The organism is Paenibacillus sp. S28, assembly GCF_016624415.1.
GTDB classification, from domain to species: Bacteria; Bacillota; Bacilli; order Paenibacillales; family Paenibacillaceae; genus Paenibacillus_AQ; species Paenibacillus_AQ favisporus.
Genome location: NZ_JACVTM010000004.1, coordinates 161,752 through 174,363, shown reverse-complemented (window position 1 = coordinate 174,363; position 12,612 = coordinate 161,752). Strand labels below are relative to the sequence as shown.

Annotated in this window: 13 protein-coding genes; 2 read left to right on the top strand and 11 right to left on the bottom strand. The window is 47.8% G+C overall.

All coding sequences use genetic code 11. From position 1 onward, the window contains the following. Positions 1-182: 182 nt before the first annotated feature. Positions 183-671 (bottom strand): GNAT family N-acetyltransferase, encoded by a 489-nt coding sequence (locus IAE55_RS12225; protein ID WP_200632472.1) that lies wholly within the window; start codon positions 669-671, stop codon positions 183-185. 245 nt (positions 672-916) lie between these two features. Next, positions 917-1,840, bottom strand: a complete 924-nt coding sequence (locus tag IAE55_RS12220) for a DMT family transporter (protein ID WP_200632470.1) — start codon at positions 1,838-1,840, stop codon at positions 917-919. Between the two features lie 117 nt (positions 1,841-1,957). On the opposite strand from IAE55_RS12220, the gene IAE55_RS12215 reads away from it, so the two are divergent. Both IAE55_RS12215 and IAE55_RS12210 read left to right on the top strand, forming a co-directional pair. Next, entirely contained in the window at positions 1,958-2,857 is a 900-nt protein-coding gene (locus IAE55_RS12215) for a LysR family transcriptional regulator (RefSeq protein ID WP_200632468.1), read from the top strand. Between the two features lie 173 nt (positions 2,858-3,030). Further along, a complete protein-coding gene (locus IAE55_RS12210) occupies positions 3,031-3,435 on the top strand; it encodes a VOC family protein (RefSeq protein WP_200632467.1) in 405 nt (134 codons plus the stop codon). A gap of 78 nt (positions 3,436-3,513) precedes the next feature. Here IAE55_RS12210 and IAE55_RS12205 read toward each other — a convergent pair whose 3' ends face one another. The 9 genes from IAE55_RS12205 to IAE55_RS12165 all read right to left on the bottom strand — a co-directional run bounded on the left by IAE55_RS12205 (position 3,514) and on the right by IAE55_RS12165 (position 12,604). Next, the gene (locus IAE55_RS12205) at positions 3,514-5,754 is read right to left on the bottom strand and encodes a helix-turn-helix transcriptional regulator (protein ID WP_200632458.1); all 2,241 of its coding nucleotides are present in this window, start codon (positions 5,752-5,754) and stop codon (positions 3,514-3,516) included. Positions 5,755-5,858: 104 nt separating this feature from the next. Then, complete coding sequence (locus tag IAE55_RS12200) at positions 5,859-7,493, bottom strand: extracellular solute-binding protein (RefSeq protein ID WP_200632455.1); 1,635 nt, start codon at positions 7,491-7,493, stop codon at positions 5,859-5,861. Positions 7,494-7,522: 29 nt separating this feature from the next. Next, entirely contained in the window at positions 7,523-8,434 is a 912-nt protein-coding gene (locus tag IAE55_RS12195) for a carbohydrate ABC transporter permease (protein ID WP_200632445.1), read from the bottom strand. Between the two features lie 11 nt (positions 8,435-8,445). Then, the gene (locus IAE55_RS12190; protein WP_076176627.1) at positions 8,446-9,378 is read right to left on the bottom strand and encodes an ABC transporter permease; all 933 of its coding nucleotides are present in this window, start codon (positions 9,376-9,378) and stop codon (positions 8,446-8,448) included. Positions 9,379-9,825: 447 nt separating this feature from the next. Then, positions 9,826-10,341 carry a hypothetical protein gene (locus IAE55_RS12185; protein ID WP_200632444.1) on the bottom strand — a complete coding sequence of 172 codons (516 nt, stop codon included), beginning with the start codon at positions 10,339-10,341 and terminating at the stop codon, positions 9,826-9,828. A 121-nt stretch (positions 10,342-10,462) separates the two neighbouring features. After that, positions 10,463-10,984 (bottom strand): hypothetical protein, encoded by a 522-nt coding sequence (locus IAE55_RS12180; protein WP_200632443.1) that lies wholly within the window; start codon positions 10,982-10,984, stop codon positions 10,463-10,465. Between the two features lie 52 nt (positions 10,985-11,036). After that, entirely contained in the window at positions 11,037-11,540 is a 504-nt protein-coding gene (locus tag IAE55_RS12175) for a hypothetical protein (protein ID WP_200632442.1), read from the bottom strand. Then, the gene (locus IAE55_RS12170) at positions 11,495-11,941 is read right to left on the bottom strand and encodes a copper amine oxidase N-terminal domain-containing protein (RefSeq protein WP_200632441.1); all 447 of its coding nucleotides are present in this window, start codon (positions 11,939-11,941) and stop codon (positions 11,495-11,497) included. The genes IAE55_RS12175 and IAE55_RS12170 overlap by 46 nt, the downstream gene beginning before the upstream one ends. Positions 11,942-12,079: 138 nt before the next feature. Further along, entirely contained in the window at positions 12,080-12,604 is a 525-nt protein-coding gene (locus IAE55_RS12165) for a hypothetical protein (RefSeq protein WP_200632439.1), read from the bottom strand. Positions 12,605-12,612 lie beyond the last annotated feature (8 nt).

Sequence of the window (12,612 nt, the reverse complement as noted above, 5' to 3'; positions counted from 1 at the left end):
GAAGCACTTTAGCTTGAGTTTGGCCCGACTGTCCAGAAGCATTTTTTGAACCGGCCCCTTCCGCCAAGACCCCGGCAATCTTTTACATGCAAACGTCTACTGCCCGTTAACGTAACGACGGCAGCCGATTTGGCCGGCTGCCGTCGTGTCATGATTGAGCTATCGTTCCCGTTAGTTCAAAGTCATTTATCAGCTAGGACTAATTCAAAAATTAGTGAATCTCTATCAGGGTAATCATATTGAATTGGCAAATCCTCTTTAGCAATTTCCTTAAATCCAACCTTCTTGTAAAAACTGTGTGACCTAGTGGCTTTGGAAGGAGTGTCCAAAATCACCTTAGAAAACCGATGTTTCTGCGCAAAATCAAGCAAAGCTTCGTAGAGTCCTGTTCCTATCCCAAGCTCTTTACCACGGTAATCTTTATAAACAAAAAATTTCTTTAGTACGGCAACCTCGCTGGTTTTCTTTTGCAAACCGATAGAGCCTACAACCTCGCCGTTATCGTTTAACGCTACCCAAAAGTTACCCCCATCCTTAATATAATTCGATTGAATATCTAGTATATCTGGTTGTTCTTCGACACTAATCCCTACACCATATTCAACATTCTGTACATGCAATATCAGTTTAATGACTTCTTCTTTATACTTATCAGCATAAATCGTAATCATTTTAATAACTCCTTCAAGTGTTTTTATAACAGAATACTACTTTAGTTTTATAAATGAAACTATGAGCTAAACTGCCCGTTAGCTTAATGGCAAGCTAATAGAAATTCAATAATTGTTGCGCAGTCTTGTCCCATTTGCTTAATAAAAAAAAATGGAGCAGCTGCGGCAGATTGCTCCACGAATTCTTTAATTAGCGTTCTCCGTTAGTGCTGCTTTGAGTGCTGCCCTTCACCTTGTACAAATTTTTAAACCACGCTTGTACGCTGCTCGCCCACCGGTTTCGTTCCGGCTTTTCCCGATCGGATGAGGTTAGCGGACAGCAGCATCCCCGCAATCACGATAACACCGCCAACCATCTGGGAGACCAGTAATGCCTGGCCTGTCATCACAGACAGGATCGCCGTGAAAATCGGCATCAGATTCATCGTAATCCCGGCTTTGCCCGGTCCAAGCACCTTGACTCCCTGGTTCCAGAACAGGAACGAACCGATGGAGGGACATAGACCCAGATAGATGACCCCGGTAATGCCGATTGCAGTAATATGCCCGGTTTGCAAAGGCTGCATAAACAGCAGCGGAACCATACAAATAACGCCGATCAAGGCTGTAAAGGCTACAAAAGTAATCGGGGGCAGATGCTGCGCCCTTTTGTTGACGATGGAATAGATGGCCCACAGGAACACGGCTATGAGCAAAATGCCGTCTCCTTGATTATAATGCGTGCTGAACACGCCAAGGAGGTGCCCCTTCGTCAATACCGTTAATACGCCCAGGAAAGATAAGACGAGTCCCACTCCCTGCCACACCGAGATCTTGTCCTTCAGGAACAACAGCGACAACACGATCATAACTGCCGGAGTCAAGCTGTTGATCAAACTGCCGTTTGTCGATGAAGTATGCTGAAGTGCTGTATAGGTAAGGAGCGTGTAGAACACAACGCCTACTAGCGAAAAGAATAATAGAAGACCCCAGTTATTTTTCCACACCTTCAGCCAATTGGGTTTCTCCACCAGCTGGGCCATCGGGATTAATACGACAGCTGCAATCGCCCAGCGCAGGAAGGAAGCCCAGACCGGTGGGAAATCGGCTGTAACCGCTTTGCCGAAGATCAAATTCCCTGCCCAGAACAGATTAGCCAATACTAGAAAAAGCCATGCTTTAGCTTTCATTACTAAACACCTCTCCCCACTCTATTCCAAGTCTTTCTCTTGTTCTATAGTCATGTTACAATAAACCATATCATAAATAAAATGAATATAAATCATGAGGAAGATATCAAATTTGGTATGAACAAATCACTTCTTCAATTGATTGTTGCGATCTCGGAGACCCGAAGCTTTACGTCCGCCGGGGAAAAGATGAATATGACACAGCCTGCCGTCAGCCGTGCGGTCACCGCTCTGGAACGCGAGCTTGGGGTAACGCTGCTGATTAGAGACCGGCGTCTCGGCGTTGCCCTCACACCCGTTGGAGAACGAATCGTGCGGATCTTCCGGGAGATTCTTCAAGGGTTTGATAAGGTTGACCAGGAAATCGCCAGCGAAAAAGGAATGGAAACCGGCAGCGTCCGAATCGGCGCATTTCCGGTTGCCGCTTCTTATTTTGTTCCGAAGATCATCAGCCATATCAAACAACAATATCCAAAGCTCGAATTCAGCATTCTTGAAGGGACCATTGTGGACATACAGGAATGGCTGGATAACCGGGTCATCGATGTCGGGTTTCTGATCCCTTCGGATAAAACGACTCACTCTCATCCACTATATCGGGAAGGCATTTATGCCGTTATGAGAGATGATCACCCTTTAAGCGAAAAGTCCATCATCAGCCCGGAAGATTTGCGGGAGGAGCCTATGCTGATCTGCAAAGCCGGTTACGAGCCTCCTGTCCTGCAATGGTTTGACAGTGCCGGGGAAGAGCCTAATATTAAGTACATTCTCTACAACTACAGAACGGCTCTTCAAATGATTGCTGCAGGCGAAGGCTTGGCCGTCATGTCTGAGCTGTCCCTGTTGGACCTGCCTCCTGGCCTTATCCTCAAACGCATCTCACCAGCGGCCTACCGGGATATTCACATCGTCTCGGGTCCTGTGGAGGACTGTACTATTGCGGTAAAAACCTTTATCGAGACCGCTCAGAAGTTGTTTCCCATCCAAGCTGAGCATGATCCCTTGATTAAACTATAGTTAACCTGCCCGTTAGTTCTAGCAAAAACGAATGTTAAAACGCTACTGACATACTGTTGTCAGTAGCGTTTCTTTATACTCGGAGTATGTAACCGTGAATGAATGCGAAGTATTTTGACCCAAAATGATAATATACGGTACTGTATCATGGATTATAGGAAGGATGGTTTTTCATGAATTTTGCTTCTGTACGCATCATTACCGACGACGTGGATCGTCTTGTCGGGTTTTATGAGAAAGTCATGGGTGTATCGGCGGAACGCCCCGCGCCCGTCTTCGCTGAAATCGTTGGGTCATCGTGCACCCTGGCGATCGGCCACTCCCAGACAGTGCAGCTGTTCGGTGCTGGTTCCGCCGTGGCGGCCGACAATCACACGGTCATCCTCGAGTTCCGTGTCGACGATGTCGATGCCGAATACGAGCGCTTGAAGCCGTTTGTCACCGAGTGGGTCAAGGAACCAACCACGATGCCGTGGGGGAACCGTGCTGTGCTGTTTCGGGATCCCGACGGCAACCTGATTAACCTCTTCACGCCGGTGACGGAGGAAGCGATCAAACGGTTCAGCGGCAGGTCATAAACGGATAGTTGAAGTGAGTGAGGCAGCAAAGACCATAGCAATGAGCTATGGTCTCTTTATTTTATCTAGGTATATTGTTCACCGGCATTCCGCCGACTCCGCGTACTCATCAGGCTTGATCCCTTCATATCGCGCAAAAGCGCGTTTGAAGGAGTACACATTTTCGTAGCCCACTGTGCGTGCGACATGATCGATGCCACAACTTCTCTCCCGGAGCAGCTCTTTCGCCTTCTCCATGCGCAGACGGCATACATAATCATAGAAGTTGATACCGGTCACCTCTTTGAATATTTTGGACACCTTCGATAGGGACATATGGTACATCTCCGCCAGCTGCTTTAACGAAATGTCCGCGCTCGAATAGTTGTCGTTCACATATTGCAGCAGCTCGCTGCCGGTCGACATAGCCGAGGACGTATTGGCATACCGCTTCCGCTCGCAAATGAGCGTGCCGACCTCAAACATATAGCTCCACATCTCTTCGATGTTCGCCGCTTTGGCCCGGCTGCAAAATTGCTTCGTGTAGATATCCGTATCCAGATTCAGCTCATGCAGCACCCGCAGCATCGTTTCCATCAGCAAGGAGAGCAGCCGGCTCACACTGGCCTCGGCCAGCTCGCGCTTTTCGTTCTCGGCATGGATTTCATGCAGAATTTGCAGGGACGTATCCAGGTTCCCGATCTTGAGGTTATTGATGAGCTGCACTTCCCAATCCGTCGGATAATAGTAATCGACACTGGCCTGCATCGTCTCCTCCTGCAGCACCTGAAAATGCTCACGCGAGAATATGGTGTAACGCAATCTTTCATTGGCCGTATAATACGATTTACTGATGCCGACCAGCCCTTGCTCAACCCCTCCGTATAAAATATCGGGATGAAATCCGCTCAGCCGCTCGATTTCGCCCGCCATTTCAGCAGCGATACGCTCGAGCATATCATCGTCCCCAAACGGCTGCCCGGAGGACACGATCATCGCCTTGTCCGCATTCGTGACCTCGAACAGCGCATAGTCCAGCCCGTAACGGCTCATCGCTTTCTCCACGATCACCATCATCAGCATTTCGATCTTCCGGATTTTCTCAAAGTCGGAAAAATCGCGAATGGCGTGGAAGCTGACCAGCATCGTGCAGTAATACATCTCCTCGGTATAACCGATCCCCAATTTCCCCAGCTCGTTCTTCTGCTGATCGTCCATAAAGTATCCCTTGAGCAGACGAAGATACAAATTCGACTTGGCGGCATTTTCGTAATCCTGCATCGACTGCTGAAGCTTGCGGTTTTCGTGCAGCAGCCGGTCGAATGATTTTTCGATAAAATTGTATTCGGAACCCGTCACCTTGCCGTTTCGGGAATCCTCAACCCGCGCCGCGGCGCTCAGCTTGCTCAGCAGAGCTCCGAGAGGACGGTAACTGATTTTAGCCAGCAGATAAGCCATTAACGCGCCGATAACGATGGAGATCAGGATGGCTGCCAGCGAGCTGAACAAATTGCCGATGCCGATGACGCTGCTGTCCGCATAGGAGATCGCATACTGCACATCACTGGCCTCCGAAGACAAATGAATGGGGTAGGAAGCCGCGCCGCTGCGAGCTGCCGGGGCATTCCGGGCTTGGCTATAAATCAGCGCATCCCGGGACGTCATGACGATCTCCTGCGATTCAATCCCTCCAAACCGGTGCATATACTCTGAAAAGTAAGCGCTATCAATAAACAATACCAAAACCGCGCGCGGATGATTCACCACCTCCAGGCTTTGCAGCACAGGGATCACGCGCTTGTCGCTGCCCCACAGCTTCATGCTGGCCGGCGGCAGGATGGTAAAATACTGCTGCTGCGCAAAGGAGCTCTGCAGCTGCTGTTCGGCAGCTTCGTCAAATGCGACAATCGATTGGAAAAATTCCTTCAGCGGGAACATCCCCCATGAAGTCATCGCCTTCTGCTGCTCCGGGAACACCACCATGCCAAAAGAAAGAATCCCCTGCGAACTCACGCTATTGCCAAGACTGGTGCGAATGTCCAGCATCTTGGTAATATCGAATTCCTGCTCGTATACGTTCGTATCCTGCATCAGCTTCTTCACCCAGGATTCATTGCTCAGCGTTTTGCCCAAGGTTTTGAGCTCATTCAGTTTATTGTCGACCAGATCGGCGATCCGCTTGGCGTCCAAAGCATGTGCCTCATGCTGCCGGCGCTTCTCCTCGACGATGTTCCGCTGCACGTTTAATGCACTGAACACAATAATCGGGATGATCAAAATCGCGGTATAAGACAACAGAATTTTACGAAACGTGCCGCTTCCGAAGCTGCCATTGCGCACAGACTACCCCTCCCCCATTAGATAAGCAAAAACAGGAAAACAGCAGAGCCTCCAAAGCGAAATGGAGCCTGCCATTTTCCAAAGTCATACGGTTACAGTCAACGTTACTGGATGCTGTTGTATCTGTCGAGCAATTGCTGGTCGATTTCCAGAAGCTGGTCCAGCCCCAGCTTTTTCAGATCAGCCATATATTGATCCCAGTTGTCGAGCGATTTTTGCCCCAAAGCCAGCTTGGTTGCAAGCTCCGTGGAGTACGTGTTCAGGTTGGTCAAAATCTTCGTTTTCGCTTCCAGCTGCTGATCGTCCGGAATCGCCAAATAGTTGTCATTCATATTAACGAAATACGGCTTGTATTTCAGAATATTGAGCTCGTTGTCGGCTTTGTATTTCGGTACGCCGGACAGCTCAAACTCGAGGTTGGCGAACTGAACCCGCGGGAACACCGTATCGCCGAACAGGCGGAGTCCGGGAACCTGGCCCGTTTTCGCCAGTTCTTCGTCCGAGGCGTTGTTGATGAATACATTCGCGCCGCTCTCATCCTTTTTATAGGTTTGTCCTTCAATGCCCCAATACAGAAGCTCCGCATACTTATCCGAATAGATCGTGTCAAAATACTTGATCGCCGCTTCTACGTTTTTGCTGTCTTTCGTAATCGCGTATTTCTGCCACACCAGAAACGGCGGCTCAATTTGGGCTGCTGGGGCAATACCGTCTACCGCTTGGAGCGGCATGAGCGGAAGATATTCCCCGCCCCCCTTGATCGTCGGCTCCAGATACGTCTCCAGATTGTAATCTCCTGTTGAAGCAACCTGGTTCTCCGTCATCTTCTGCTGCTTCTGCTCCCCTGTCGCCCCGATCAGGCTGGTGTCGAGCACGCCTTCCTTCACCAGCTGCTGCAGGTAGCGGAAGTAATCCTTGATGCCGTCCTGGTACCACGGGGATACGACCTTCTTGTTCTCCACATCCACGGAAGAAATGCTTGTCCCGAGCCCGAACCACTGCGCGATCGGTCCCGAGAAGGAACCCGGATCGTAGACAAGCACCTCATCCTTTTGCCCGTTGCCGTTGGCGTCTTTATCGCGCATCGTCTTCAGCGTTTGCAAGTATTCCTCCGCACTTGTCGGAACCGGAAGGCTCAGCTTATCGAGCCAGTCCTTGCGGAGCAGCATCGTTAAGGAGACCGGGGCCGGATCGGTACCTTTGTACGTTTTTTTATGCAGATCGCTGAACCAGTACATTTTCCCATCCGACGTCGTTGTCGTCTTTTTCGCATACGGGAACTCCTGCTCATACATCTTCTTGATGTTGCCGTTGCTGTACTTCTCGATCAGCGGATTCAGGTCCAGCAGTACGCCCTGCTTCGCCAGATTGAGCACCGTCGTATTGTCCAGCGCCGAAATGTTGACGATATCCGGAAGGTTGGAGCCCGACGCCATGCGCGTTTTGATGACCACGTTGTACTGCTCGTTCGGAACGAGCTCGTAATCGAGCTGCAGGTTCGCATCGGTCAGCATCTTGTCGACTTCCTTCCAGACCGGGTACTTCTCCCTTTCATCGAATTTGATAAACTTGTTCGAACCGGTCGGCCCGAGAAGCTTCAGCTTGGCGGACTGCTGTCCGGCCGGAGCTTTGCTGTCGGCTTCCTCCGGTTTGCCGTCTCCACCGCTGCAAGCGGTTACAGAAGCAATGAGAACAACGGCGACAATGGCGGACATGAACGGTTTTTTCCTTTTTTTCATACAACTCTTCCCCCTTTGGATGGCCTAGCCTATTCCTTTAATGAACCCAGCAGCGCTCCCTTGATGAAATACTTCTGAAAGAACGGATATGTAAAAATGACGGGTAACGTCGTAAAGACGATAATGGCATATTTCAGCTGAATGTTTGAGAGCATGTTGGCGACCGCATTTTTCGCATCCTCCATCGACAGCATCTTCAAATCGACCGACTGCTGGACCACGACCCGGTACAGGTACATTTGCAGCGGATGCAGCTTCTCATTCGGCAAATACACGAGCGCGTCGAACCAGCTGTTCCAGATCCCGACGACCGAATAAATGGCGATGACCGCCAGGATCGGCTTGGATATCGGGATAATGACCCGGAACAGCAGCTGCAAATGGGAAGCGCCGTCGATAAAGGCCGACTCCTTCAGCCCGTCCGGAATGTTGGCAAAGAACGTTCGCACCAGGATGATATTCCAAATGCTGACCATCCCCGGAATGATGACCGCGAACATCGTGTCATACAGTCCGAGCTTGTTCACCAGCAGGTAAGACGGAATGAGGCCGCCTCCAAAATACATCGGGATCAGCAGGTATGACACGACCCACTTCCTGCCCATCAGATTGCGAACGGTGAGCGGATAGGCGCCGAGCACGGCCGTCAGACAGTTTAAAATCGTACCCGCACTCACATAGATCAACGTATTGGAATAAGCCCACCACATTTTCGTATCGCTGACGATCAGCTTGTACGAATCGAGGAACAATCCTTTCGGGTACCAGAACACATTCATGGCCGCGACTTCCGTCGGATTGCTGATGGACATAATGATCACGAAATAAAAAGGATACAGCGTAATTAAGCAAAGGGCGAGCGCCAGCGCGTACAATATCACGTCGACGACAACCGAGCCTTGCTTGATGGTGTTCGGATTTCTTTTGACCAAGGCGGCCATGGGACTCCCCCTTACCATAAGGCGTAATCGGAATATTTACGGCTGAGCGTATTGGCTGTATACAGCAGCGTGAAATTGATGATCGAGATAAACAATCCCACGGCCGTCCCTGCGCTGAAATTGCCGCCCAGCAGACCGTCGCGGTACAAGTACGTGCCAATAACGTCGGCCGTCTCATACACCATCGGGTTATAGATGAGCAAAATAAACTCGCTGTTGGCCGATAGCAAATTGCCGATCGCAAAAATCAGCAGGATAAAAATCGTCGGCCGAATGGCCGGCAGCGTAATATGAAGCATTTGCTTGAAGCGGTTGGCCCCGTCCATCTTCGCGGCTTCGTACTGATGCGGGTCCACGGAAGACATGGCGGCCAAATATAAAATGCTGCTCCACCCAAACGACTTCCAGATGCTCGTAATCGTATAAATCGCCGGAAAATACCCCGGCTCCGTGTTCAGCGCCACCGGCGTGCCGCCGAACAGCTTGACGATGGCGTTCACGATGCCGTCCGTATTGATAAAGGACAACACCATCCCCGCCACGACGACGTTCGAAATAAAATGGGGCAAATAGCTTGCCGTCTGCACGTATTTTTTAAATACGCCGCTTTTGAGTTCATTCAGCAGCAGCGCAAACAGGATCGGCACCCAGAAGCCAAACACCAGAAAATAAAAGCTGAGCAAAAACGTGTTCCGCATCAATCGCCCAAAATACGGGCCGTTAAAAAAGTCGATGAAATGCTGAAAGCCGACCCAATCCGTTCCGTGAAGGGATAGAAAGGGTTTGCCCGGGTAGTAATTCTGAAACGCGATCAGAATCCCGTACATCGGAATATAGCTGAAAATAAAAATGTGAACCAGAACGGGAAGCATTATTAAGTACAGCTGGAGGTTGTCACGCACTCGAAAAGATTTTCGCTGATTCGGCTGACGGATGGCTCTCATGATCTTCCCCTTCCCTGATGATCTCGACGGAACTTGCAGGCCCGCTTCCGCATGGACTCATGATATGCCGAGCCCCGGATTTCAGGCAAGCAACATTTTTTGATGGGGTGCGCAATATTTTCGGGGGTGGGGGAAGATGGGTGGTGGGTAAGGGAAAGGGTGTCTTGGGGCGGGGGGAGGCCAGGATGTGAATGGGCTTTCAGGGAAGCGTAAAAATTGGATTACAAGTAAGGCGCATTATTTGATTGGTTGCGCAATGTTTGCTGGTGGATTGAAGAGGAGGGTCTAGGTTAAATCATGAATAGGTATTACTTCAATTACAAATTTGAGGATTGGTTTAGGGGGATTGGAAGTTGTTCCGAAAGAACGTGAAGCGAGAATCTTTACATAAAATTCTTAAAAAAGACCATGCCAGCACATAGCCAGCAGGGCCCTTTAATCTGCGAATTAGAGATCGCTATTAATTATAGCAGACACTCCCAAAGCTTCACCGCTCAAAATGTTCCCGTCAGCTCGGTATGTAACAACATAATCCCCACTGTAGACACCCTGTGGGTTATCAGTAAAACTTCTCCAATCTAAAGGTGCTGCACCTGGAGCTATAGTCGTGGCAAGATAAATTCTGCCTGTTTCTCTATGCTGTACACTAACTGAGATGGTTGATGACCCAGTGTTTTTTACGTATATTTTTATATGACCATATCCCTTGTTAACAGTAAAATTAGAGGTTGCATTTGTTCCAGCAAGAACAGTGCTAAATAAAGGATCAACTGCAAATGGAGTGATTATAGGATCGTCAATATCGTTACCTCCATCCCTTGTTTGCACGCTATTGTCATTTACCGTAGCTTTCACACTTGGAGATTCTTTATTACTTGGAGAAGCTGGCGCAGCTGACGCTGCCAGAGCTGCTAATAAAACTAGCGAGAGAGATAATACGGAAATTAGAGCAAGTTTGTTCATACATAGCACGTCCTTTTAGGAAAATTTCAAAATAACGATACTTGGTTTAAGCAGCAGTAATTAATGTGAGTATTGATGAGCTAAATGAATCCGTTCATTTCCTTATATCCCATACATTTTGTTAACCTTGAAAAACTTTAACTCCATCGACATACCAGGATTTCGAGTTATTTCCTTTAGATTTTAAATCCATGACAACATAAGAACCATTGGCCTTCTCCCAATAAACTAAAGCTCGTGACTTTTCTGGATTTATCAGTAATGCCGACATATAATCGCCTACGTCAAGATTAGCTCTCCGCTCCTCACTATAAAAAGCCTCTAGAAAAGAAGAACGTTTTTGCATAGAAAAAGTAGCCAACATATCATAAAATTGATCAGAATCGATAAACGTCCATTTTGACAAATCTTCGTTTTTGCTGTTGATTCCAAATGCCCTTCCCTCACTGCTCAGTATGATCTCACGACCTTGGGTCCACGATTGAGTTAAACGATCTTGAACGGCTTGCGCAAGAGCCTCCTCTTCGGGACTTACATTTGGAAAAAGAGAAGGAAGAGCATCGCTTGCATATACACTTGTCCCTGTGATCAAAACAAGAACAGCAAATGTAAGGATTATAAATCTTCTATTTATTTTTCTCATGATTAGCCCCTTTACTTAAAAATATGAACTCGCCATCAATTCAGATAGCCATTTAATGTTTCATATAGTTCTTTTCCTCAGGGATATCTATGATTACCCCCTTGTTACCGTCTGCTTCACCTAGCTGTATGGCCTTCCCTTGCTCATTGATAATGCCATAAAATACAGCTGCGATAGCTCCAAAGTTTTTATAATATACAAAAGGCCCCTTCACGCTTGGCCGCTCCCCTATTTCTTGAACAATTTTATACGGAAAGAAAGGAAGACTCTTATTCTCAACAATATCGTTAGTTGTTTTAGCAGCCCATATCTGAACCGCTTTTCCTTGCTTCACTTTATAATAATCAATTCGGCGTTCCTCTTTCACAAAATACTCATCCGCTCTTCCTACAGGGAAATAGCAGACCACCGTCATTAATCCACCCGCATTAATCTGTTCCTTTAAGCTCACACGATGTAGAGAGAGGACCCGGATTCGCTCCAAGGTTAGAGCACTTTTAGCATGACTACTTACCGTTGAACTCCCAACGGTACCGTTTGAGTCTTTGCATCCCATGCCACCGGCTCACCCAACGCCTCTCCAACGAATCTTACAGGAACCATAACCCTTCCATGCTTCATCTGGGCTGGCTGCGCTAATGGAATCCTCTCATCCCCGATAATCCCATATTTTTCGTTAACCTTGACCGTGATCATTACTTTTCGATATGAGATCCTAACCTGTTTGCGGGTATTGTCCCAAGACATATTGAGATTGCTTAGACCAAAATTTCCAATGATATTGATCGGTACCAGCACTGTGCCCTTCTTTAAGTAAGGTGCAACTTCAGAGGAAATGGGGCCGTTCTTCCCGACCACCTTGATGCTAGAAGCCAATGCCTGATTATGCCCACAAAAGACCATGGAAATACCCAGTGCTGCAGTTGCGAATAGTGTTAGTGTCTTAAACTTTCTCATTACGCTCTCTCCTTTCCTAGCCGAGTCCTTGTGAAATTACCTCTCATTTTACCAACACCGCTTCATATGGATACACGATCCATTTCAGGTATGCTGCCTGTTCGGCTGCGGGATGGTGCCAAGCCATTCTCAACCTATTTATTTAGGCACAAAGTTTATCCCGAATTTCTCCCTCATCATTTTTTGCATATTAATAGCTTGTTCATAATTAGATTTAGTGACGATAAATACATTTTCATCCCTTTTGGTGTCCCCCCATGGAGTCGTAGGCCAGATGTTGATATTTTCAAACTCATTATCAAACCAAATTAATGCTTGCTCAGTACCGAGAAAATTTGGGGTTGTTTGTTGATAAAATAAATTCCCCATACGGATCCCATGAGTTTTCTGAGTAACATATATTTCAACGCTTGAATCCACCTTTGTAAATGGATATGAGTCAACAATGACTTTACCTACAAACTTTTCTTGATGAAAGATCGGCCTATAAAGAGTGCCCTTTATCATTACCTTAGTATTAATAGATGGAGAAGGGTTATCTTTAGTGAAGATTACCGCAGCACGATCAACATTGATCTGTTTTGGAAAGTCATAAAAATAAAGAAACAAACCAATACAAAGTAAAAACACCAAACTCAGGGCAATAGTTGATTTAATTCTCATCTTGATCT